This window comes from Streptomyces sp. NPDC002133 (genome assembly GCF_040296405.1).
GTDB lineage: Bacteria > Actinomycetota > Actinomycetes > Streptomycetales > Streptomycetaceae > Streptomyces.
Genome location: NZ_JBEOXF010000093.1, coordinates 1 through 22,194 on the forward strand (window position 1 = coordinate 1; position 22,194 = coordinate 22,194).

Annotated in this window: 19 protein-coding genes and 1 pseudogene; 11 read left to right on the forward strand and 9 right to left on the reverse strand. The window is 68.6% G+C overall.

The window, feature by feature from the left end; genetic code table 11:
* Nucleotides 1-758 (forward strand): sensor histidine kinase (locus ABT078_RS40195; RefSeq protein WP_351237029.1); only part of this gene is annotated, 758 nt, incomplete at its 5' end.
* A 582-nt stretch (nt 759-1,340) separates the two neighbouring features.
* Here ABT078_RS40195 and ABT078_RS40200 read toward each other — a convergent pair.
* The 3 genes from ABT078_RS40200 to ABT078_RS40210 form a co-directional block, all read right to left on the reverse strand.
* Entirely contained in the window at nt 1,341-2,012 is a 672-nt protein-coding gene (locus tag ABT078_RS40200; protein ID WP_351237031.1) for an enoyl-CoA hydratase-related protein, read from the reverse strand.
* Nucleotides 2,013-2,131: 119 nt separating this feature from the next.
* Nucleotides 2,132-2,779, reverse strand: coding sequence for a sigma-70 family RNA polymerase sigma factor (locus ABT078_RS40205; protein ID WP_351237033.1), 648 nt, complete (start codon nt 2,777-2,779; stop codon nt 2,132-2,134).
* 450 nt (nt 2,780-3,229) lie between these two features.
* The gene (locus ABT078_RS40210) at nt 3,230-3,493 is read right to left on the reverse strand and encodes a hypothetical protein (protein ID WP_502981544.1); all 264 of its coding nucleotides are present in this window, start codon (nt 3,491-3,493) and stop codon (nt 3,230-3,232) included.
* 1,118 nt (nt 3,494-4,611) lie between these two features.
* On the opposite strand from ABT078_RS40210, the gene ABT078_RS40215 reads away from it, so the two are divergent.
* On the forward strand, nt 4,612-5,271 hold the full coding sequence (locus tag ABT078_RS40215; RefSeq protein ID WP_351237035.1) for a response regulator transcription factor: 660 nt from the start codon (nt 4,612-4,614) through the stop codon (nt 5,269-5,271).
* A 300-nt stretch (nt 5,272-5,571) separates the two neighbouring features.
* Here ABT078_RS40215 and ABT078_RS40220 read toward each other — a convergent pair whose 3' ends face one another.
* Nucleotides 5,572-5,976 (reverse strand): transposase, encoded by a 405-nt coding sequence (locus ABT078_RS40220; RefSeq protein ID WP_351237037.1) that lies wholly within the window; start codon nt 5,974-5,976, stop codon nt 5,572-5,574.
* A 506-nt stretch (nt 5,977-6,482) separates the two neighbouring features.
* Between ABT078_RS40220 and ABT078_RS40225 the strand changes: the two are divergent.
* From ABT078_RS40225 to ABT078_RS40250, 6 genes and pseudogenes are all read left to right on the forward strand, one after another.
* Nucleotides 6,483-6,674: pseudogene (locus tag ABT078_RS40225) on the forward strand (HoxN/HupN/NixA family nickel/cobalt transporter); the annotation flags it as partial.
* A gap of 353 nt (nt 6,675-7,027) precedes the next feature.
* On the forward strand, nt 7,028-7,795 hold the full coding sequence (locus ABT078_RS40230; protein ID WP_351237039.1) for a crotonase/enoyl-CoA hydratase family protein: 768 nt from the start codon (nt 7,028-7,030) through the stop codon (nt 7,793-7,795).
* A 1-nt stretch (nt 7,796) separates the two neighbouring features.
* Nucleotides 7,797-8,543 carry an acetoacetate decarboxylase gene (locus ABT078_RS40235; protein ID WP_351237041.1) on the forward strand — a complete coding sequence of 249 codons (747 nt, stop codon included), beginning with the start codon at nt 7,797-7,799 and terminating at the stop codon, nt 8,541-8,543.
* Entirely contained in the window at nt 8,540-9,490 is a 951-nt protein-coding gene (locus ABT078_RS40240; RefSeq protein ID WP_351237043.1) for a 3-hydroxyacyl-CoA dehydrogenase NAD-binding domain-containing protein, read from the forward strand. Before ABT078_RS40235 ends, ABT078_RS40240 begins: the two co-directional genes overlap by 4 nt.
* 1 nt (nt 9,491) lies before the next feature.
* The gene (locus tag ABT078_RS40245) at nt 9,492-10,706 is read left to right on the forward strand and encodes an acyl-CoA dehydrogenase family protein (protein WP_351237045.1); all 1,215 of its coding nucleotides are present in this window, start codon (nt 9,492-9,494) and stop codon (nt 10,704-10,706) included.
* 5 nt (nt 10,707-10,711) lie between these two features.
* Entirely contained in the window at nt 10,712-11,941 is a 1,230-nt protein-coding gene (locus ABT078_RS40250; protein ID WP_351237047.1) for a CaiB/BaiF CoA transferase family protein, read from the forward strand.
* Between the two features lie 270 nt (nt 11,942-12,211).
* Here the strand turns inward: ABT078_RS40250 and ABT078_RS40255 are convergent, their stop codons facing one another.
* Complete coding sequence (locus ABT078_RS40255; protein WP_351237049.1) at nt 12,212-12,424, reverse strand: hypothetical protein; 213 nt, start codon at nt 12,422-12,424, stop codon at nt 12,212-12,214.
* A gap of 229 nt (nt 12,425-12,653) precedes the next feature.
* Between ABT078_RS40255 and ABT078_RS40260 the strand changes: the two genes are divergently transcribed.
* Entirely contained in the window at nt 12,654-15,116 is a 2,463-nt protein-coding gene (locus ABT078_RS40260; RefSeq protein WP_351237051.1) for a SpoIIE family protein phosphatase, read from the forward strand.
* A 333-nt stretch (nt 15,117-15,449) separates the two neighbouring features.
* On the opposite strand, the gene ABT078_RS40265 is transcribed toward ABT078_RS40260, so the two are convergent.
* The 3 genes from ABT078_RS40265 to ABT078_RS40275 are packed head-to-tail and all read right to left on the reverse strand — an operon-like array spanning nt 15,450 to nt 17,786.
* Entirely contained in the window at nt 15,450-15,686 is a 237-nt protein-coding gene (locus ABT078_RS40265; protein ID WP_351237053.1) for a hypothetical protein, read from the reverse strand.
* Nucleotides 15,687-15,705: 19 nt separating this feature from the next.
* Entirely contained in the window at nt 15,706-16,854 is a 1,149-nt protein-coding gene (locus ABT078_RS40270; RefSeq protein WP_351237055.1) for an MBL fold metallo-hydrolase, read from the reverse strand.
* A complete protein-coding gene (locus ABT078_RS40275; RefSeq protein ID WP_351237057.1) occupies nt 16,851-17,786 on the reverse strand; it encodes an SDR family oxidoreductase in 936 nt (311 codons plus the stop codon). Before ABT078_RS40275 ends, ABT078_RS40270 begins: the two co-directional genes overlap by 4 nt.
* Nucleotides 17,787-19,005: 1,219 nt before the next feature.
* Here ABT078_RS40275 and ABT078_RS40280 point away from each other — a divergent pair.
* Together ABT078_RS40280 and ABT078_RS40285 are read left to right on the forward strand one after the other, a co-directional pair.
* Nucleotides 19,006-19,758 carry a maleylpyruvate isomerase family mycothiol-dependent enzyme gene (locus ABT078_RS40280; RefSeq protein WP_351237059.1) on the forward strand — a complete coding sequence of 251 codons (753 nt, stop codon included), beginning with the start codon at nt 19,006-19,008 and terminating at the stop codon, nt 19,756-19,758.
* 106 nt (nt 19,759-19,864) lie between these two features.
* On the forward strand, nt 19,865-20,953 hold the full coding sequence (locus ABT078_RS40285; protein ID WP_351237061.1) for an alpha/beta fold hydrolase: 1,089 nt from the start codon (nt 19,865-19,867) through the stop codon (nt 20,951-20,953).
* Between the two features lie 734 nt (nt 20,954-21,687).
* On the opposite strand, the gene ABT078_RS40290 is transcribed toward ABT078_RS40285, so the two are convergent.
* Entirely contained in the window at nt 21,688-22,023 is a 336-nt protein-coding gene (locus ABT078_RS40290; RefSeq protein WP_351237063.1) for a hypothetical protein, read from the reverse strand.
* Nucleotides 22,024-22,194: the final 171 nt, after the last annotated feature.

The window sequence follows — 22,194 nt, forward strand, 5'->3', positions numbered from 1 at the left end:
TGCGCATCACCCCCAGCAACGTGGCGGAGATCGGCACGCTGGGTACGTCCTTCAACACCATGGCGGCCTCGTTGCAGGACAGCCGCACACGCATCATGGAGAGTGTCGATGCGGTACACCGGCGCACGGCTCGGGACCTGCACGACGGGGCGCAGCAACGGCTGATCAGCCTGATGATCGGGCTCCGGCTCGCGCGAGAGGTGATCGCCGATGCGGAATCGTCCGCGACCGAGCTGCTGGACCAGTCCATCGCCGACGCGCAGACGGCGATCGACGAGCTGAGGGAACTCGCATCGGGGATCTACCCGTCTGTGCTGACGCTGAAGGGACTGGCGGCGGCGGTGAAGGACCTGGCGGACCGGTGCCCGATACCCGCCGTCGTCGACAGCAAGTGTGACCAGAGGATTCCCTCTGCTGTTGAATCGAACGCGTATTTCATCGTGGCCGAGGCCGTGACGAACGCGGTCAAGCACGCCCAGGCGTCCCGGATCGACATCTCCCTCGAACTCGGGGAGGTCCTGCGGATCCAAGTCGTTGACGACGGTATCGGCGGCGTGGACGAGACCACGGCCGGCAGCGGTCTGACCGGGCTGGCGGACCGCCTGGCCGCCTTCGGCGGTACGTTGACCATCGAGTCGCCCCCGGGGGGCGGCACCTCGATCCTGGTGCAGATCCCGATGCGGCCTGAAGCGCCCAGTGCCCAGCGCCCGGAAACGGGCCGTTCACCCGGCGTCACGGGCGTGGACGACCGCGGGTGATGCTTGCTGCCCGTTCGTCCGGTCTTGGGGGTGCCCTTTGGGGCTCTGCTGTGCTCCAGGGCACCGAGCACGCGGAGCTTGGTCAACATGACCTCGTGCGGCTGTGCGAGACCCCGACTGCGTGCCGCTCGGCCAGACGCCGCCAGCGAAGTGCGGCAGGCGAGTGGACGACATGGGGGTCCTCGGAGTCGACCAGGGTCGGTGTTCTGGGCGATGACCCGGTCGCCATGGGGTGGCCGATGGTTAAAGAAGCCGGTCGTCAGTGGACCGATTCCGGGAAACACTACGACCGCCGGGCGACCGTGCCCCGGCCCGCATTGTGGACCGACTTCGCGGGTCGCGTATTGGGTTGTGATCAATCTGCGCACATGCGCCAAACCGGCGGGACCTGATCCGGTCGATCGTCTTGCGTGACGCGGGTGGAGCTGGCGGAGGGGGAACGGGAGTTCATTGAGCCCTACCTGACGATCGGCAGGTTCGTCCCGTACCCCGAGCGGGTGCGGCAGTTCGAAGGCATGATCCGGTGCCGACGTGGAAGTAGCCGATGCGGGTGGCTATTGACGAACGTGCTTGATGGCGGTGTCAGCCGAGCGGGTCGGCTGCATCGCGCAGGGTGGCCAGGACCGAAGCGTACATACGTGACTTGATGGTGCCGAGGGTGTCGCCGGCCTTGCCGAGCTGTGCCTCCGCGATCTCTACGGCCGTGGAACGCACAGCGTTCTCGTCCACCGCCCGGTCGACGATCCCGGCGGCCGCGGCGTCCGACCCACCGTAGCGACGGGCGGTGACCATGGCCTCGTGCGCGGTCTGCGGCGCCAGCCGGGACTTAATCAGGGCGGCCATGCCTGGCGTGAAGGGGATGTTGATGTCCGCTTCGGGCAGGCACCAGAAGCCGCGGTCGGCACGCATGACACGGAAGTCGTGCGCGAGGGAGAACATCGCGCCGGCGGCGAAGGTGTGCCCCTGCAGGGCGGCCACGGTGATCACCGGCAGGGACAGCACGCGGGCGAAGAGTTCGTGGACGGAGCTGCGGTAGCTTTCCTGCTGGTTGGCGTGGGCGCTCAGCCATTCCAGGTCCAGGCCGTTGGAGTAGAACTTGCCCGTCGCGGTCGTCACCAGGGCACGGGGCCCTTCTGCCTTCTCCACTTCGTTCAGGGCGGCGTTGACGGATGCGATCCAGTCGGGGTGGAAGCGGTTCTCATCGTCTCCCAGGTCGAGTACGAAGACGTTGTCCTGACGGTCAAGGGTTGGCATGTGTGCTCCTGGGGGTTGTGCCGATCTCATGTCCGGGTCGGACATTGGTGTTTCAAGCGTGTGTGCTCGTGGTGGGGAACGGAATGATCGAGTCGCCCCTGTCGGTGTGACCGTGGCGGTCACACCGACGGACGGCGTCCAGCGTAGATGAGCAGCCGGAGCAGGCGTTGTCGTCCGTGGTGCAACTGGGACATCGCGGTGCCCGGGGGGATGTCCAGGATCTCCGCGATCTCCTCGGGAGGAAAGTCCTCCACGTAAGCCAGGTGCACAACGATTGCGTTCTGCCGCGGGAGTTGGTTGAGCGCGGCCTTCACCTCGTGGTCGGGCAGGAGGTCGAGGGCCTGTGCTGCGGCCGTCGGAGGAACAGAGGGTGTCGAGTGTTTCGTACCCGGCAGCCGGTGGCGGGGCTGTCCCGTCGATGGGCCCGGGCGCGGCAGGTTCTGCCTCTCGCCGTTGGCGCCGTGCGCGGTGTCGGCCAGGATGTGGAGCAGCCAGGCCTTCAGGCTCGTCCCCGTGAACGACCCGAAGGCGTCGAACGCCCGCAGATACGTCTGCTGAACCAGGTCCTCTGCGGCGGCGCGGTCGCGGGTCATGCATGTGGCGGCTGCGTACAACCGGTCGAGAAACGGCAGGGCTTCGCGTTCGAACCGCGCGACGAGGTCGGCGGCATCCGGTGCAGTGCTGTCAGGGCCGTTCGCCATGCCGGGGCACAGCGGGGCGAGCATCTCCGCGTGGGTGTCATCGGGGGTGCGGGCGCGTCGATCCATGAAGGGTTCTCGTGGCGCTTGGGCGCTGCTCTCACCTGGTTTCCCGCTCGCATGCCCTTCGAGGGCGGGTCGCCCGGTGCGGGAGGCGCTCCGGCTCACGTCTCTCCTTGGGGAATGCAGAGCGTTGAGTCGGCGATGCCGTCCTTCACCGGCACGCTTGAGGTCCCGCAGGCCTTCGGACGCTGCTCGTCCACGGTGCCGGCCGTTCCCGGTATCGGCGAGTGCCGGCGGGTGTGGGAGGTCCTCGGTCATCAGTGTGGATGTGGGCATGGCGTTCTCCGGAATTGAAAGATCAAGATCTTGTCGGGCGGCGGAGCGGAGGGCTCACGGAGACTTTCCGGCCCGTGCGGCGACAGCAAAGCCGACATGACCTGGTGAGGCGCTCCACGAAGCCTTCCTCGAGCTCGCCTGCGCGATCACCTGCTGGCAACGCCTCCGCACCGCGTTGATTCAGGAACTCTGAGTGAACGAGGCCGCGGTGGCGCTCAGTGTTGAGCGGGCACAGACACGACCGAGCCTTGGGCCGCCATCGACGGTGCCCCACTCGTCGTCCACCGCGGGCTTGGCAATGTCGCCCGACTGGGCCTCGTCCACGGCCTTGCGGCCCGCGGCCGACCCCAGGTCCAACAGGTACCGCGGCTTGACCGTGGCCTTCGCGAAGTCTGCGGCCGGGGGCTCGAGGACTGGCGACTTCGGGGTGTACTGCTGGAACACGGAGCACTCCTTGGGGGAGGGGTCGGAAGCCCTTGGTCTTATCTGCGACGCGAATCCGGATCGCCGGGTGGGGAAGATTCCGTACCGGTTCCGGGTTGATCCCCATCATGTTCCGGTCGGCGCCGAACAAGCTGTCGAGCGACCTCCCCATTTCACTGCAGGCATTCCCCCCGAGGACTGTGGGGAATACCCCACGGCTTGCCACCCGCCGTGGGTGCACGTGACACGTAATTCACATGCACAGCGTTGACTCGCTCGGCGAGTTCATACGCGCTCGCAGGGGCAGCGACGACACCGGCACAGCTCGGTCTGCCGGACGGTGAGCCTCGAGGGACGGCAGGGCCCGCCGCGAAGAGGTCGCCGCGCCGGCCTGGATCAGCGAGGGGTGTTGCGCCCGCCTTGAGCCGCGACAAACGGCCCTCCGACCGGCCGCTCAACGCACTCAGCCGCTCAACGCACTCATACGGGTATTCCGGATCGATGCCTACGATGCAGAAAACCTGCACCGGCCGGCCGGCCGGGCGCGGGGCCGCGAGCCCGCAGCCAGAGCTGCTCGGGCCGCGATCATCCCCCGATGTACTGCTCCTGATGGCCCGCTGGAACGTCCCGGCCCCGCTCCTGGGACCGCGCCTTGATGTCATCGCGGCAATCCAGCTGGGCAATGCATTGTTCCCTGCGAATCGATGCGGCGCGGTATGTCTTTTCGACCCCGCGTCACGGAAGTTCTACGTAGACTGGGACGAGATCACGGAGAGCAGTGCCGCGCTTTGCGCGCGTACGCTGCCTCAACCCCGACGACCCAGGCCTGGCGCGTCTCATCGTTGAGTCCGTGAAGGCGTGTGGCCCAAGGCATACACATGCAGGTGTTTCCACCACCCCGAGCTCGAGCTGGTCTACCAGAATTTCGCCGTCAACGACGCGCCGGGTCGGTAGCTCGTGGCCTTTCAGGCGGAGCCGGGCTCCGCAAGTGAGGAGGCACTCGGACTCCTGATATCGATCCCCGACGGAGCCGCCGGTGTCGTGAGGGACCTGATGCGGTGGACATGCGGTGGACTTTGCCCCAAGCCACACGCCGAAGGCGTGCCCATCATCGCGTGGAACCTGTCAAAGGATGGGTCATGAAAGCTGCGATCCGCGCCATCCTCGGTGACGACCAACCGATCGTCCGGGAGGGTGTCGCGATGATTCTCACCCGTGCCGGAATCAATGTCGTCTCGGCGGTCGACAACGCTGTCGACTTGGTGCAGGCCGCTGCGGAACACCGGCCCGACGTGGTGATCACAGACATCCAGATGCCTCCGGGCCTGGCGGACGACGGGCTGCGGGCTGCCATGCAGATTCGAGCCGCCCATCCTGGGATGGGCGTCATCGTGCTGTCGCAGTACCTCGAAGCGAGCTACGCCCTCGATCTGGTCGGGGACAACCCGGGCGGTGTGGGGTACTTGCTGAAGGAGAAGGTCGCGAAGCCCGAGATCCTCAGTGACGCGGTGGAACGCGTGGCGAGTGGTGGTTCGGCTCTCGACTCGGACGTGATTGCCAGCCTCGTGGGCCGTAAGCGCGCGGCTGGCCCGCTCGATCTGCTGACGCCCAAGGAACGTGAGGTTCTTGCCCTCATGGCAGAGGGGCACTCCAATGCCGGCATTGCGGCAAAGCTGGTCGTGACTGTTCCTGCGATCGAGCGGCACGTCACCGGCATTTTCCTCAAGCTGGGTCTGCAGCAGGCGGAGTCCTCGCAGCACCGACGAGTGCTCGCGGTCCTGGAGTATCTCAAGAGCTAGTCTTCTTGTTTCGCTACGCGTGGCTGACCTGGTCTGATCGCTGTGAAGCGGTGGTCCTGATTGATCGTGGCCGGGTGGTGGCTGAGGCCCGACGCGCGGGCCGGGTTCTTGGAGGTTCCTCGGGCCGTGGGTGGGCAGGGACGGTGCCGTGGTTTAGCCCGGATCCATCGGTCGGTGATGTGTTGTGGCCTGCGGTTCGGTGGCGTTGGCTGCCGTTGTGCTGTACGGACGTGGGCGTGCGGGATCTGCCGGTCTGTCGGCCTCTCCAGGTTCCCGGGTCGTAGGGACGGTGGTAGCGGGTCAGCCGTGTCGTGGCAGTGCGGTGATGGCGACGAGGGCGTCGATGACCGCTGCACTCGGCAGGATCCGACGGCCCTTCCTCCGGCGGACCTCGTCGCGCAGTGTGTCGTGAATCCGCTCGGCGGTGCCGTCTGCCTCCCATCGGGCGAAGTAGTCGTAGACGGTGGTGTGCGGCGGCAGGTCGTGCGGCAGATACCGCCGTGGATTCCCGGTCCTGGCCACGTACAGGACCGCGTTCACGATCTCCCGCAGCTCGTGCTTGGCCGGCGCGATACTCACCGGTCGTGCAGGGACCAACGGACCCACCAGCGCCCACTGTTCATCTGTCAGGTCCGAGGGATAACGACGACGATCGGTGACAAGACGATCAAACCGCAGCACCCACCCCGCGCGGTACCCGATCATGGAAACGTGCGCACTTCACAGCACCCTCAGACACGGACACAATCACTCCGGACGCGCTCTGCGCGATCGGGTGACTGGCGGTGGTGCGGCCGAGCTGGTCCGCGGGTACGCCCGTGGGGTTAACCCCACATCGTCACTTGAGGGGACACCATGCGCAGGCTCGGGATTTCGGCCTGTGGTGTTTGGAGGCCGCCCGACAGAATCAGGCGCGCGTTTTCGCGAGGATGACATGCAAGCAGGGCCGGAGCTCACACAGGGACGAAGAACCCTGGCGAAGGCGGAACCCGGATTTCAGATATCGCCGCCCTCGCATGCCATCCGGATCAGTCACGCAAGAATGCGAATGCGAACATGTCCCACCACCTGGACTCCCCCATCGCCCGCCAAGCATATCGGCTGGAGATCACCGACCGTTTTCCGCGGCGAGCGCGGGACAGTCTTCGTCCTGCACGTTTGCCACTCACTCGCCGGCGAGGACATCCCCCGGGGCTTCCACCCCGAGGGCCGGCACACGGACGTTCGGCATCGGGATCGGCGTCACGCCATAAAGCCTGGGCATGAGGCACGTCTTCGACGCCGACCACATCGCGGCCATCGACAACACCCCGCGCAAGCTGATGCATGAGGGCCAACGGCCACTGTCGGTGGGCTTCTGGTTCTCCTTGGGGCACTGCAGCATCGTCTTCGCGCTCGCCCTCTTCCCCTGGGCCTACGCGCGCTGGGAACGCCGGTCTGCCTGCCGGCCGTCATCGCGAACAAGGTCTCCTCACTGACCATCGTCTACGTGCTCGCCGCCCTGCTGCACCGCTGCAGCACCAGGCAGGGCCAGCACATCGAGGTCCCGATGACCGACACGTTGCTGGCGTTCAACCTGCTCGAGCATCTGGCGGGGCACAAGTTCCAGGCGGCGGAGGGTCCCACGGGCTTGGCACCGCCGATGTCGAGGGGGCACCGGCGCACAGCACGCAGGACGGCCTCGCCTGGATGTCCTCGCCGAGCCGTCCGACCACTGAACCCCGATTTCCTGTACCTCCGCTGAGAGAAGCAAGCCATGAGCACCACTGACGTGCGCACCCACCAGGTGGGCACCACCCTGCTGATCACGATCGATCGCCCACAGGCACGCAACTCGGTGAACGCCGCGGTCGCCGCCCTCCTGGCGAAGGCCCTGGACGAACTGGAGGCCGACCCCGGGCTCCGGGCCGGCGTGCTGACCGGCGCCGACGGCACCTTCAGCGCCGGCATGGACCTCAAGGCCGCCCTGCGCGGCGAGTCCCCGAACATCCCGGGACGCGGGTTCGGCGGCGTGACCGAGGTCGAGCGGACGAAGCCGCTGATCGCCGCTGTCGAGGGCTGGGCGATGGGGGGCGGTTTCGAACTGGCCCTGGCCTGCGACCTGATCGTCGCCGCGGAGGACGCGCACTTCGGTCTGCCGGAGGTCAAGCGGGGCCTGATCGCCGCCGGCGGCGGCGTGATCCGGCTGCCCCAGCGCATCCCCTACCACCTGGCGATGGAGTTCCTGCTGACCGGCGAGCCGGTGAGCGGCCAACGGGCCGGCGAGCTGGGCCTGGCCAACCAGGTCGTCCCCACCGGTCAAGCCGTGAACGAGTCCCTCCTGCGCGCCGAGCAGCTCGCGGCGAACGCACCGCTCGCGCTGGCGGCGGTGAAGACGGTGGTACGGGCCGCCGACGGAGTGCCGGAGGCCGACGCGTTCGCGGTGCAGCGCAGGGTGATGGGCACGTTGATGGCCTCGGCCGACGTACGCGAGGGCATGACCGCCTTCGCTGAGCGCCGCACCCCGGAATGGACAGGGAAGTGACATGAGGATCGAAGACGTACGACGCCACGGGACCACCCCGTTGACCCGCCCGGCCTTCGCGCCCGTGGTGCCGTGGTTCACCGACCGCGAGTACCTCAACATCGTCTACCGCACCGACCCCGATGCGCTGCGCGCCGTCGTCCCCGAGCCCCTGCAGGTAGAGGAGCCGCTGGTCCGGTTCGAGATCATGAAGATGAACGACGTCACCGGGTTCGGCCCCTACACCGAGGGCGGCCAGGCGATCCAGGTCAGCTTCGACGGCGAGCGGGGCGAGTACCTGCACGCGATGTACCTCGACAACTTCCCGGCAACAGCGGCCGGACGCGAGAACAGTGCCTACCCGAAGGTCATCGGCGCACCGAAGCTCTACGTCGACCAGGACGTGCTGGTCGGCACCCTCGACTACGGCACGCTGCGGGTCGCCACCGCGACCATGGGCTACAAGCACTATCCGCTCGACCTGCGCGAGGCCGAAGCACAGATCACCGTGCCGACCTTCATGCTCAAGATCATCCCGGGCTACGACGGCGCCCCGCGCGTCCAGGAGCTGGTCCGCACCGAGATCACCGACGTCGTGGTCAAGGCCGCCTACACCGGCCCCGCGCGGCTGCAGCTGTTCCAGCACGTCCTCGCCCCGTTGGCCGACCTGCCCGTCCTGGAGATCGTCTCCGCCAGCCACATCCTCACCGACCTGACCCTCGCCCCGGTCAAGCCGGTCTTCGACTACCTCAAGGCAGGCACGCGATGACACACCGCTTCCGCACCGCCGCCGTGATCGGCGCGGGCACCATCGGACTGTCCTGGACGGCACTGTTCGCCGGCCACGGCCTGACCGTCCGCGTGAGCGACCCGCGCCCCGATCTCGCCGAGGCCATCGACACCGCGCTGGCCGAGTTCACCCCGCACCTCGCCGCCCAGGGCCTGGACACCGACGGCCTCGCCGACCGGGTCCACATCGCGAACGACATCACCGAAGCCGTCCGGGACGCCGACGTCGTCCAGGAAAACGGACCCGAGCGCGTCGAGTTCAAGAAGGAGCTGTTCGCCCAGCTGGTCCGGGAGACCCCCGCACACGCACTGCTGCTGAGCTCGTCGTCGGCGATCCCGGCGACCGCGTTCACCACGGAGCTCGAGGACGCCGACCGCATCCTCATCGGACATCCCTTCAATCCGCCCCACCTGCTGCCGCTCGTCGAGGTCGTACCCGGCGAACGCACCACCGAGGAAGCCGTGCAGGCCGCCGTCGACTTCTACACCTTCGTCGGCCGCGCCCCCGTCGTCGAACGCCAGGAGATCCCCGGGTTCGTAGGCAACCGGCTGCAGAACGCACTCAACCGCCAGGCCGTCTATCTCGTCCAGCAGGGCGTCGTGACCCCCGAGGACCTGGACACCGTCGTGACCCACTCGCTCGGCATCCGCTGGGCGACGGTCGGGCCGTTCCTCGGCGGGCACCTGGGCGGCGGCCCCGGCGGCTACCGCCACATCGCCGAGCACATCGGCAAGTCCATGCAGCAGATGGATCTCGGTGAACCCTCGAAGGACCCCGAGGACCGGGAGCGAGTCATCCAAGCGGTGGAGAAGGCATACGCCTCCACCCCGTACACCGACCTCGCCGAAGCCCGCGACCGCAAGCAACTCGCCGTCCTGTCCGCCCTGGAAGACAACCGCCCCAACCAGTACAACAAGGAGAACTGAAATGACCACCCACGCCACCCCCCTCACACAGCTGGACGACCAGCTCACCGCCGACTTCTACCTCTACGAGGCCCTGCTTCCGGACGACGAGCGCAAGATACTGCTCAAGGCCCGCACCCTTATGAGTGATGAGGTCAAGCCGCTGGTCAACGATGCCTGGGGGAAGGGCGAATTGCCCCAGGAACTGATCGAGAAGTTCCGCGGCAGCGGACTGATCGCCCTGGCCTACGAGGGCTACGGCGAGCACCAGCCGGCCATCAGCCACCTGCTCAGCGGCATGCTCGCCATGGAGCTGGGCCGCACCGACGCCTCGTGCGCCACCTTCTTCGGCGTCCACAACGGGCTCGGCTTCTACTCCATCTACTACGGCGGCGACCAGGAACAGCGCGACAGGTTCCTGCCCGCCATGGCCACGATGGACAAGATCGGCGCCTTCGCACTGACCGAACCGCTCGGCGGCTCCGACGTCTCCGGCGGCATGCGCACCACCGCCAAGCGCGAGGGCGACACCTGGACCCTCAACGGCGCCAAGAAGTGGATCGGCAACGCCACCTTCGCCGACTACGTCGTGGTCTTCGCGCGGGACGTCGACGACAACAAGGTCAAGGCCTTCGTCGTCGAGAAGGGCACCCCCGGCTTCAAGCCGGAGAAGATCGAGGGCAAGATCGCGCTGCGGATCGTGCAGAACGCCGAGATCACCCTTACCGACGTCCGCGTACCGGAAGCGAACCGGCTGCAGAACATCAAGGGCTTCCGGGACATCGCCGAGATCCTGCGCCAGACGCGCAGCGGAGTCGCCTGGCAGGCCCTGGGCGTCATGATCGGCGCCTACGAACTCGCACTCGACTACGCCAAGCAGCGCATCGCCTTCGGCCGCCCGATCGCCAAGTTCCAGCTGGTGCAGGACCTCCTCGTCAAGAGCCTCGGCAACATCACCGCCTCCTGGGGCATGCTCGTACAGCTCGCCCGCCTGCAGGACCAGGGCATCTTCCGCGACGAGCAGTCCGCACTGGCCAAGGAGTTCGTCGCGGCCCGCATGCGGGAATCCGTCGCCTGGAGCCGCGAGATCTTCGGCGGCAATGGCATCCTCCTCGACTACGACATCGCCCGGTTCTTCGCCGACGCCGAAGCCCTCTACTCCTACGAGGGCACCCACCAGATGCAGACCCTCATCGTCGGCAAGTCCATCACCGGCCACAGCGCCTTCGTGGGGTGACGGCAATGACCACTGAATCCGTCTTCACCGGCCTGAAGGTCCTCGACGTGGCCAGCTACATCGCGGCACCGGCCGCAGCCACCATGCTCTCCGACTTCGGAGCCGACGTCATCAAGATCGAGCCGCCGGGACAGGGCGACCCCCAGCGGCGGCTGAGCTTTGTGCCGCCCAGCCCCCGGGCACAGGCCAACTACAGCTGGCACCTGGCCAACCGCAACAAGCGCGGCATGGTGATCGACCTGAAGTCGCCGGCGGCCACCGAGGTCCTCAAGCGCCTCGTCGAATGGGCCGACGTGGTGATCACCAACTTCCCGCACGGCACGCGCGAGAAGTTGCACCTCGGCTACGACGAGGTCTCGAGCTGGAACCCGAGAGTCATCTACGCCGACCTCACCGGTTTCGGCGACGCCGGCCCCGACGCCCGCCAGCCGGGCTTCGACCTGACCGCCTTCTGGTCACGCAGCGGGCTGCTGGCCTCCACCCGCGACGCGGGAGCCCCGCCGACGGTACCGGTCTGGGGCAGCGGCGACTACACGACGGCGATCGCCGTCTACGCCGCGATCGCGACCGCCCTCTACCACCGCGAACGGACCGGACAAGGCGCCAATGTCGGAACGTCACTGATAGCCACGGGCGTCTGGGCCACCGGAACACTCGTCGCCGGCGCGCTCGCCAACGGCACACCGTTCGAGCTGCACGACCGCAACGCCCCGGTGAACGCGCTGACCAACCCCTACCAGACCGCGGACGGCCAATGGTTCATGCTGGCCACCTCACCCCTGAACTGGCCGGCGCTGGCGCAGGCCATCGGGCGCCCCGAACTGGGCGAGGATCCCCGATTCGCGGGCATCGAGGGCTTGGTCAAGAACGCCGCCGCGGCGAGCGAGCTGCTCGACGCCGCATTCCGCTCGCAGCCCTTCGCCCACTGGAAGGACGCCCTGGACCGGGAACGCATCACCTACAGCCCCATTCAGACACCGGAGGAGGCCGCGTGGGACCCGCAGCTGCGCGCGAACGACATCGTCGTGCCCCTGGAAGGCGTCACCGGGCTTGACCACACCATCAGCAGCCCGGTCAACCTACGAGGAGTGCCGAAAGTCCCCGCCAGGCGGGCACCGGACCTGGGCGAGCACAACGACGAAATCCTCGCCGAACTGGGCTTCGCCCCCGCCGAGATCGCCAGGCTGCGCGCCCAGGGAGCGATCCCCGGCACGACGCAAGCGGAAGCAGCGTGATCAGCACGGCGTCCGAAGCGGCCGACATGGTGCTCCACAAGCGGCGCGGCGGCGTTCTGACGCACGCTCGACGTCCACGGCCTGCTGCCAGGCCCGCTCCAGACTCTGCCCCTGCTGCGCACGGCAACGAGCACCTGGCGTCCAGATCGGCCACCTCGCTGTCGGGCTTCGTGCGGCCGGTAGCCGGCGCTAGGTGCCAGCAGGTGCCGTCACGGTTGCGACGTAACCTTCCTGCGGACGGGGGATGAGCACGGCAACGCATGCCGGACGTCACCCCCGTGGACGAGCACGCAGCAGCAAGGGCCCGGACCGCACCCGGCTCCGGGCCCTTGCTGCTGCCTGGACGGCCCTGGGCGTCCGCAGTCCGTACGGGAGTGTGAGGGCGACGTTGAGCATGATCTGGCCGCGGGCGTCTGGGTAGTGGGTGGCCAGGATGTCGATGGGGAGCGTCTCGTCGAGGGTGCGGCAAACGAGCCGAACCATCGCCGAAGCCGCCGCTCTCGCGGGTGCCGTCACCATCGTGATCACAACGCGGGCATCGCAGCACCCCAGATGAGTCAAGGCTGCCCTGTCACAGCCTCTCCATCACGAACCCCGCGGTGAAGCGCCCGTCCGTTGCCGCCGGGCACCCGCCACCCGGCACCCGACGGCGCGCACGCCAACGGCCAAGCATCCGCGAACCTCATCGCGCGGGGCACAAAAGGAATGACCGATGGACAGTTCTGCACAAACGGAAATCGCCGCAGATCAGACAGCCTTTCAGGCAAGCGGCGCGGCGATAGCCCTGCTGGATGTGGAGGGGACGGTGGTCGGGTGGACACAGGCCGCCCAGCGGCTGGTCGGCTACTCGGCTGTGGAGGTGGTGGGCCGATCCGGTGCCGTCCTGCTGGCGACTGCCGGCGACCGGGCTGAGGCATCGGCGTTCGCCAAGCCGGGCAGTGCCTCCCGCTGGTCCGGCTTCACCACAGTCCGCCACCGCGACGGCCACAGCATCGACGTGCGCCTGTGGGTGCAGGCGCTCTCCGGACAAAACGGCCGGGCGCGGTGGATCGTATCCGCGACCAACAAGGCCACATTTCCCTCGCGCCCGGCGAACGGATCTGGGCTGGAGTCGCTCCCGGCTGCGCTGCACCTGCCGAGCCGCCTGCCGATAGGTGTCGTCATCCGCGACACCCAACTGCGCTGCACCTGGGTGAACGACACCCAGGGCCTCAGGGACGGCATCCCGCTCGAGCAGCGGCTGGGGCACACGCTGACGCAGGCAGCACCCGGACCGCAGGCCGACATGCTCGAGGCGCTGATGCGCCAGGTGCTTCAGAGCGGCGTTCCGACGACCAACGTGGAGTTCCGGGCCTTCGCTCCGACGCATGCGCGCCATGAACCCACGTTCATGGCCTCCTTCTTCCGCCTTGACGACGCACAGGGCCGTGCGCTGGGCGTGTGCGCCGTGACGGTGGATGTCACCGACAGTCGGCGAGCGCGGGAGCGTCTGGCGATCCTGGGCGAGGCCAGCAAGCGGATCGGCACCACCCTGGATGTCATGCGGACCGGCCAGGAACTGGCCGACCTCGCAGTGCCGCTCCTTGCGGACTACGCCACCGTCGACCTGGTGGAGTCGGTCCCCTTCGGCGAGGATCCGCTCGCGCGCCTCGGCCCGCGGGGCGGACACATCCCCGCCTTCTGCCGCGCGGGGCTGGCCTCTGTCCACCAGGAGGTTCCGGAGTCCCTGTTCACGCGGGGAGAGCCGGTCTTCGTCCCGCCGGCGTCGCCCTTCACCAGCGTCCTGCGCTCCGGGAAGTCCCATTTCGAGCCGCTGCTGGACCCTGGCACGTGGCTGGACCACCAGGACGCGGCGCGGGCGGAGAAGGTCCGTGAGCACATGATGCACTCTTTGATGATCGTTCCGATCCGCGCGCGGGGTGCGGTGCTGGGAGTGGCGGTGTTCGTGCGGATGGCGGACTCCGTGCCGTTCGAGGAGGAGGACCTGCTGCTGGCCGAGGAACTCGTCAGCTGGGCCGCGCTGTCCTTGGACAACGCCCGCCAGTACGCCCGCGAACGCTCCACGGCCCTCTCCCTGCAGCGCCACCTGCTCCCCCACCACGCAACAGGCGGAACAGCCGCCACTGTGGCCTGGCGCTACCAGCCCGCTGACAGCCACCAAGGCGTCGGGGGCGACTGGTTCGACGTGATCGAGCTGCCCGGCGCCCGCCTCGCCCTGGTCGTCGGCGACGTGGTCGGACACGGCATCAACGCCGCAGCCACCATGGGCCAGCTGCGCACCGCCGTACGCACCCTCGCCAGCATGGACCTGCCCCCCGACGAACTCCTCGCCCACCTCGACGAGCAGGTCACCCGCCTCGCCGAGGAAGACGCCGACCCCGAGGACCCCGACACCGCGACGATGATCGCCACATGCCTGTACGCCGTCTACGACCCGGTCACCCGGCAGTGCACGATGGCGCGGGCAGGCCACCCCCCGCCCGCGATCGTCGACCCGCACGGCCACGTCGTCTTCCCCGACCTGCCCACCGGAGCCCCACTCGGCCTCGGACTGGTCCCCTTCGAATCCGTGACACTGGACCTGGCCGAGAACAGCGTGCTCGCCCTCTACACCGACGGCCTGATCGAAGCCCGCAACCACGACCTCGACACCGGCATGAACCGCCTGGCCGCCGCCCTCGCACGACCAGACCTCCCCCTCAAAGACCTCTGCTCGACCGCGGTGGACACACTGTCCACCAAGGCACCGAGTGACGATGTCACCCTGCTCCTCGCCCGAACCCACACACTCGGCCCGAACCAGGTCGCCTCGTGGCAGCTTTCGGACGACCCAGCCGCCGTCAGCCGCGCCCGAGCCCTGACCACCCGTCAACTGCATCAGTGGGGACTAGAGCACCTGGCCGAGTCCACCCAACTGATCGTCAGCGAACTGGTCACCAACGCCATCCGCCACGGCAACGGCCCGATCCACCTGCGCCTCATCCGGCACGAGATGCTGACCTGCGAGGTCTTTGACACCAGCAACAGCTACCCGCGCCTTCGCCACCCCAGCACCACCGACGAGAACGGCCGCGGCATCCTCCTCGTCACACAACTGGCCCGCAGATGGGGAACCCGCCACACACCAGACGGCAAAATCATTTGGGCCGAACAGCAACTGACACCCAGCCCGTGAGACCAACCACCCGAATTCACCACACGCGCCGCTGCTTGGCAAGGCAGGCCATACGCCCTCCGCGGCCCGTATCCAGTTCCGCAGCGGCTCCGTGTTGACTCCCAGATCGGCGGCTATCTGCTTGATCGTTGCTCCCGGCCGCGACCGTTACAACGCGACCACGTCCGCCTTGCCCCGGCGGATAGCACTTCATCACCATGAGGTGACTCCTGTTCTCAGATCCTCAAGATCAGCATCTCGAGTGTCCAAGATCAAGGGTCAAGGCCCGCTGAACAGCTGGACGCGAGCGGCTGTGTTCGGGCGATCCGCAGGAGGTCGATGCAGCGGCCAAGCTCAAGAACGTTGGCTGGAGCAGTGGATCACGGTGAGTTCGCCCTGGGCGTGCCGGGATCGAAGGACCTTCTTGTCGACTTCCCAACCGAGGTCCTCGGGACCTGGTCGATGAACGTCCATCGCTCCGGACGCCACCACCTGGGGACCTTGGTGGCCGTGCACGAGGACGACCGTCGGCCGCCCGGGCGCACCGCGCCATTCGATCATGGCCAGTTCGGCGCCCTCGGCGGCGATCATGCGAAGGGTGGGGCGATCGTCACGGGGTCTCCGCTCGGCCTTCCGCGGCCTCGCCCGGGAAGCTCCCGTAGCGCAGTCCGCCGTGCGAGTACGTGGGCCAGACCGGCCACTGCCGCTTCCAGCGGGCGATTTCCGAGGACGGCAGAATCTGCAGCCACCGCGGGTCCCGGGCGCTGCGGTCGGCGAGCGTCTTCTCCTTGACCATGGAGTCGTACTGGTCGAGGGAGTCCTCGAGGGTGTTGGCGTTGGGCACGATCTCGTGCCGGAAGAACCGCGCGTGCCGCCTGACCCCGGGGATCCGGGAGAGCTCGGGCTGCCAGTTGTCGGCCGCCACACCGTTCTCCGAGGAGACCCAGATGCCGTCGGGGGTGTTGAGCACGAGCGAGTGGTTGCCGTCGGTGTGGCCGGGCGTCCACAGCAGGCTCACGCCGACGCCGAGTTCCACGTCTGCGTCGAAGGCGGCGACGCGGTCCTCGGGCACACCGTCCATGCCGCCGTCGACGTACCAGGCCCACTGCATCGGGTGCGGCGAGGCGAAGGTGCCCAGCTCCTTGCGGTGCACCAGCAGGGATGCGCGGGGGAACAGCGGCTCGGGCGGGGCCGCCTGTCCGGCCAGGGGCTTGGAGCTGCCCATGATCAGCCGGACGTCCTGGACGTGCAGGTGGTCGAAGCTGACGTAGTCGACGTCCTCCGGACGCAGACCGCACAGGGGCAGCACCTCCTCGGGCTCGTGATAGTAGCGGGTGAATACCCGGTCGCTGAGGAAGTCGCCCGCCAGGCGCTTGAGTTGGGCGTAGAAGGGGGCGGTGCTGGACCCGGCGGCGACGGTGGGTTCCCACACCAGGGTCCTGGGCACTTTGTCGAAGCCGTCGAAGTGCACGACCAGTACCCGGTTGACGATGTTAACGAACGGGTTCGGGCCGATCGCAGCGCCGTGGAAGGCGTAGCGGGTAGGGTACGGCGCGGCCGCGATGTCGAAGCTGCGCACCGCGTGGATCCGACCCTGGCCGCGGAAGCGCTCGCGATAGGCAAGAGCGGCCTCGCGCACGGCCTGAAGCCGGTCGCCCCGTGGCCACACCTCGTGCACGCCCGCGAATTCCCTGATCGTGCGCATGCCGGCGCTGAGGGCGTCACCGGGCGGTGGCTGCCCGGTGCCGGGCGCGCTCATCGATCTGCCCTCTCCTTGGTTTGTGGGGCGGCACCGCCGGTTTGTGTCGCCGTGCCGCTGTCGCGCTCGTAGGCGACACGTACCGACGGGTCCGTGAGCGCGGCCAGCTGGTCCGGCACGACCAACCGCAGCCACCCTGCCCGGGCCTTGGCCGGCAGCAGCGCGGAGACCCACGGGACCAGACCGACGTGCCGCGGCACGAACACCTCCGGCCGGGGACGGAGAACCACGCTCAGGACCGTTCGGGCGACGTCCTGCGGGGTCAGACGGCGGATGGGGCCGGCGCTGGTGCCGACCGCCAGCTCCGTGTCCACGACACCAGGCATGACAAGGGAGACCTGGACACCGCTGCCCCGCAGTTCGGCCCGCACTGCCGAGCTGTAGCCGTGGACAGCATGCTTGGTGGCGGCATAGGTGGCCTCGCCCATAGGGGTCACTTTGCTGGCCGCGGACGCAATATTGACGATGTGTCCGGTGCCGCGGGCGCGCATCCGGGGCGCCGCGAGCTTCATCCCGCGCAGCACCCCGTGCACGTTCACGTCGAACTGGCGGACCGCGGTCTGCTCGGCCTCGTCCGCGAACGGCCCGACCCACATGATCCCGGCGTTGTTGACCAGTACATCCACGGGCCCGAACCGCTCTTCCGCCCGGTCCAGGAAGGCCGCGAACGACGCGGTGTCCGTGACGTCCAGGGCGAAGCCCGCCGTGTGGCCGTCCGCGGTGCGGCAGATCTCCTGCGCCGCAATTCGGGCCGACGCCTCGTCCAGGTCTCCGAGCGCGACCAGGGCGCCGGCCCCCGCCAGGGTGTCCGCGACAGCCCGGCCGATACCGCGACCCGCGCCGGTGACCGCGACCACCCGACCCTCGAGCGGCGACCGGGCGGAGCGGAACAGCGGTCTTCCCGTCGCACGGCGCACCGACTCGTCCGTCATGACTCTCCGTCCTTGCACGCCTCGTGCGGGCCGCCTACCAAGCCTCAATCTGACACGGAGCAGGGTCAGACGGGTCGGGCATGCTGTCAAGGAGTCCGACAGGAAAGCAGTGAGGTGGGCGTGACGGCACGGGGCGGGGGACGCCGGTACGGGGGTCGTGACGCGGCACAGCGACGCAAGGAGCGGCGAACACGGCTGACCGCCACCGGGCTGGAACTGTTCGGCACCACCGGCTACGCGGTGGGGTCGGGCATCGAGGAGCAGGCCGGTGACGTCACGCTGAGTAAGGGGTCGGGGAGGTGCTCGGTACCGCGCGGTGAAGGTCCCGTCGGACTCACAGGGGAAGGCCCCACGTCTGCCTTCGGGCTGTCGCCCCCGTGCGACACACTTCCCGCGCAAGCGCGTACAGAGCACTGAGGAAGATCAAAGCACCAGCCCCCAGCCAGAGAGCCGACGTCCCAAAGCGGCCCGCCATCACCTCGGACCAGCCCACGACGCACCGGCCCCGACGCCACAGGCCAACAGCAACGCCGAACGCTTCAACCACAACCGCGCGAGGAACGGGCCTACCACCAGCCCTGCAACAGCCGCTTGCGTTTCGCCCCCGCGCCGAGATCCCTGACCAGCTGGACGCCGCCGCCAGCGACTGGTGTCCTTGAGTTCTCGCCCCGGGGCCGCGGCAACCACACGCCGCCGCGGAGCAACGCCTCACAGCCAGGCCCTACTTGGCCCCGCCTGGCTGCGCCTGGCTTTGTCGAGCCTCCCTCGGCCTCGCTCGGCACCGCCTGGCCTCGCTCGGTGCGACACCTGGCGCGACTCGACCAAGCCTTGGCAACGGGTGTCGTACCGAGCCCGAGGACGGCGCCTTCGCCGCCTGCCCCACCTGGGCGCCTCCAGTGCGCCAGGTGATCACCCGCGGTGAGGTCCGTGGAGCCCTGACGGCTCCGGCACGGGCCGGGCGCACCCTGCCCCTGCGGCCGGGGCCCCGTGACCGCACCGCCTTCCGCACCCGCAACCACACCCGGCAGCCCCACCCGGCCGAAGCACACTCATCTGACTTGCAACTTTAAAGCCAGATGTGCATGCTTTCCGGAGACCCAGGGCGGCAATCACGCGATCTGCCCCTGAACGGGTTCCTGCCGCAAGGCCGGGCCCCGGGCCGCGGAAGCCTGCGCTCGCCGATGCCCCGGGCCCCTCACCCACCCCACTGGAGGCCGCCGTGAACCAGTCCCCCGCTTCGCTGCCGCTCGCCACCGACACCTATCTGGCCACGTTGCGCGAGAAGGTGGCGGCGTTCGAGCGGCTGCTGCGCACCGCCGACCCGGGCACCCCGGTGCCCACCTGCGGCAGCTGGAGCCTGCACGACCTGGCCTCCCACATGGGGCAGTCGTACCGCTCCGTGGCGACCGTGCTGCGGACCGGACAGCCGCCCCGTGAGCGGTTCGCCCCGGCAGCCGGGGAACAGCTCCCCGACTGGTACGCCGAGAGCGCGGCCTCGCTGCTGACCACCCTGGAGAGGACCGACCCCGCAGCACCGTGCTGGGCGTTCGGCTTCGAGGACGCGGTGGCGGCGTTCTGGTTCCGCCGCGAGCCCCAGGACACGACGGTCCACCTCGTCGACGCGCAGCTGGCTCTGGGGGCCGAGGTGCACCTCGATCCGCTCGTCGCGGCCGACGGCGTGGACGAGGTCCTCACCACGCTGCTGCCCCTGGTCTGGCGCGGCGACAAGGCGAAGCCGCTGTCGGCGCCGGTCGCCGTGCGCGCCACCGACACCGGCCACGGCTGGCTGATCCCGCCGGCCGACATCCCCCAGGCCCGGCCGCTGGACTCAAAACCCGCGCCGGCCACGGTGGAGGCCACCGCCGCCGAACTGCTGCTCGCCCTCTGGAAGCGGCAGCCCGCGAAGCCGCAATGGATCAGCGGTGACATCGCCGCGGCCGACACCCTGCTGACCGCCCAGCTGACGCCCTGACCGGCGCCGTGGGCCCAGCCCGCCTCGACCCGCCTCGGTCCACCCTCGGCACTCCCCCGTGACCAGCACCCTTTCATCGACATCAGACAACCCCAGGAGGTACACCGTGCCCGAAAAGCTCCCGCCCCACTCCCGCCGGACATTCCTTTCCGCCTCGGCCGCCGCGATGGCGGCCGTGACCGCCGGATCCGCCGGTCTGCTCTCCGCCCAGCCGGCCGCGGCAGCCCCGCAAGGCCCACTCCCCGGCCCGGCGGCGCAGGGCTTCGGCTCCGTCTCCAAGGCGCCGCACCTGCCGCCGGGGTTCGCCAAGACGTTCACCAGCCGGTACATCGACACGGGCAACGTGCGCCTGCACGCCGTCGTCGGAGGCGAGGGACCGCCCCTGCTGCTGGTGCACGGCTGGCCCCAGACCTGGTACGCCTGGCGACTGGTCATGCCCGCGCTGGCCCGGGACTTCACGGTCATCGCCGTCGACCAAAGGGGTATCGGGCTCTCCGACAAGCCCCGCGACGGGTACGACACCATCACCCTCGCCAACGACCTCATCGCCCTCATGGACACGCTCGGCCACCAGCGGTTCGCCGTGGCCGGCCACGACACCGGAATGCCGATCGGCTACGCCCTGGCCGCCGACCACCCCGACCGCGTCGACCGCCTCGTCGTCGCCGAGGCATTCCTCCCCGGCATCAGCCCCTCGCCACCCGTCTTCGCCCCCGACCAGCTCAACGACAGGATCTGGCACATCGGCTTCAACCGGCTCGCCAAACTCAACGAACAGCTCGTCACAGGACGCGAAGACATCTTCTTCGGCTACGAGTACGACATCAACGCCGTCAACAAACTGCCCGCCCACGCCATCAAGCACTACATCCGCGGCTTCGCCTCCCACCCCGACGCCCTCAGCGGCAGCTTCGGGTTCTACCGCGCCTTCGACACCAGCGCCGCACAGAACAAGGAACGCAAAACCCCACGCCTGACCATGCCCGTCCTGGCACTCGGCGGAGCAGCAAGCGGCGGCGACAGCGTCGCCAAGACGATGAAACTGGCCGCCGACAACGTACAGGGCCTCATCATCCCCGACTGCGGCCACTGGCTCGCCGAAGAAGCACCCGAACAAACCGTGGCAGCACTCACCTCGTTCCTCGCCCCGTACCGGGACCGCGAGCGAGGCACACGGCACCACATCGCCGCGTAGCGCCGGCAGCCGAGGCGCCCGACCCTCCGCACACCCCAACCCGGCGGCACCCCCTGCCCTGAAAGGTTGCCGCCACGCAGAGAAGGCCTCAGGCGGCACGCCTCCCTTGTGGGCAGGCGTGCCCGAGGGGACGGGCGAGCGGCGGGCCGCACGCCCGTCCCGACCGGGGCCCGCCGCACCAGACTGGCCGCAACGTCGCGGTGATCGCCCATCCGCCGGGTGAGGAGATCCAGTTCGACCGTCAGCGCGACGAAGAACGCGCCCGCCGGCTCGGTGAAGCGTCGGCACCGCCCGCGCTGCCTGAACTTCCACCACCACCCAGATCCACACCACGAGCGGACCACGTCCAGCCGTCCCTGAGCGTGACCCCCTGGCCCCAACCGCCACCCGGAACTGCCCTCACTGCCAGCAGCCAGTCACCATCGTCGCCCTGCTCGCCACCCTGAGGCCGCCCGCCCCGCCATGCCCACGGGCCCCGACGTCACCCCGCTGCGGCGAACCCCATGACCAGGGCAGGCAATAACGTCACCTGACCCCACACAGAACAAAAGGACCCGGCGGCCGCGGGCCGCCGGGTCCTTGCCCACGCGGCCAACTAGATCGACAACTTCTCCCACTGCACGTCAACACTCCAGGCACCTTCACCCGAAACGAAGTCTTCGAAGATCGCAGCCACCTGATCTATCTCGCTGACCACACACCGGTAATGCCGATCGGGTGAGCCATCCCGGTGTTCAACAGCGAAACCAGCGGTTGCCCCGGAGTTCGCCCCCCACCTGGACATAGCGGCCCAGCCTCTTCTCCAGAATCAAAAACCAGTTCTGCCCGGACACCTGGTGAACCGCCCGTTCAACCACGTCCGGGTCGGGGTCCTCAACCGGCAGCCCTGCGCAGGGCTGAAGCCTCAGCCCATCCGTTCCGCGCAACTTAGGAGGAACATGCAGCACCTCGGTCTGGGGATCGAAGCACACCAGCCCATGACGACTGGCCAGGTCCAGAACCCGCGGTGCCACCTTGCCCACCGAACCCCACGACATCGGCATGATCACGTGGGTGTCCGAGAGGTCCACGCCGGCTGTCCACGGACACGATTCGACCTCCGAATGCGGCGGCCCAGGGATCTCCGCAGCCAGCGCCTGAGAGAACGCTAGTGGCTCGTCACGCAGCCTTGGCCGGGTATTGGGTCCACTGGCGGATCGGTGAATCGGGGGCGAAGTTGGTCTTCGGTTCCGCGTGAGTGT

Coding starts and splice junctions, on each gene's coding strand:
- ABT078_RS40240 (WP_351237043.1), top strand. CDS start 8,540: ATGACACACCGCTTCCGCACCGCCGCCGTGATCGGCGCGGGCACCATC.
- ABT078_RS40275 (WP_351237057.1), bottom strand. CDS start 17,786: ATGACGGACGAGTCGGTGCGCCGTGCGACGGGAAGACCGCTGTTCCGC.
- ABT078_RS40230 (WP_351237039.1), top strand. CDS start 7,028: ATGAGCACCACTGACGTGCGCACCCACCAGGTGGGCACCACCCTGCTG.
- ABT078_RS40270 (WP_351237055.1), bottom strand. CDS start 16,854: ATGAGCGCGCCCGGCACCGGGCAGCCACCGCCCGGTGACGCCCTCAGC.
- ABT078_RS40220 (WP_351237037.1), bottom strand. CDS start 5,976: ATGATCGGGTACCGCGCGGGGTGGGTGCTGCGGTTTGATCGTCTTGTC.
- ABT078_RS40200 (WP_351237031.1), bottom strand. CDS start 2,012: ATGCCAACCCTTGACCGTCAGGACAACGTCTTCGTACTCGACCTGGGA.
- ABT078_RS40235 (WP_351237041.1), top strand. CDS start 7,797: ATGAGGATCGAAGACGTACGACGCCACGGGACCACCCCGTTGACCCGC.
- ABT078_RS40245 (WP_351237045.1), top strand. CDS start 9,492: ATGACCACCCACGCCACCCCCCTCACACAGCTGGACGACCAGCTCACC.
- ABT078_RS40260 (WP_351237051.1), top strand. CDS start 12,654: ATGGACAGTTCTGCACAAACGGAAATCGCCGCAGATCAGACAGCCTTT.
- ABT078_RS40265 (WP_351237053.1), bottom strand. CDS start 15,686: ATGATCGCCGCCGAGGGCGCCGAACTGGCCATGATCGAATGGCGCGGT.
- ABT078_RS40255 (WP_351237049.1), bottom strand. CDS start 12,424: ATGGTTCGGCTCGTTTGCCGCACCCTCGACGAGACGCTCCCCATCGAC.
- ABT078_RS40205 (WP_351237033.1), bottom strand. CDS start 2,779: ATGGATCGACGCGCCCGCACCCCCGATGACACCCACGCGGAGATGCTC.
- ABT078_RS40250 (WP_351237047.1), top strand. CDS start 10,712: ATGACCACTGAATCCGTCTTCACCGGCCTGAAGGTCCTCGACGTGGCC.
- ABT078_RS40215 (WP_351237035.1), top strand. CDS start 4,612: ATGAAAGCTGCGATCCGCGCCATCCTCGGTGACGACCAACCGATCGTC.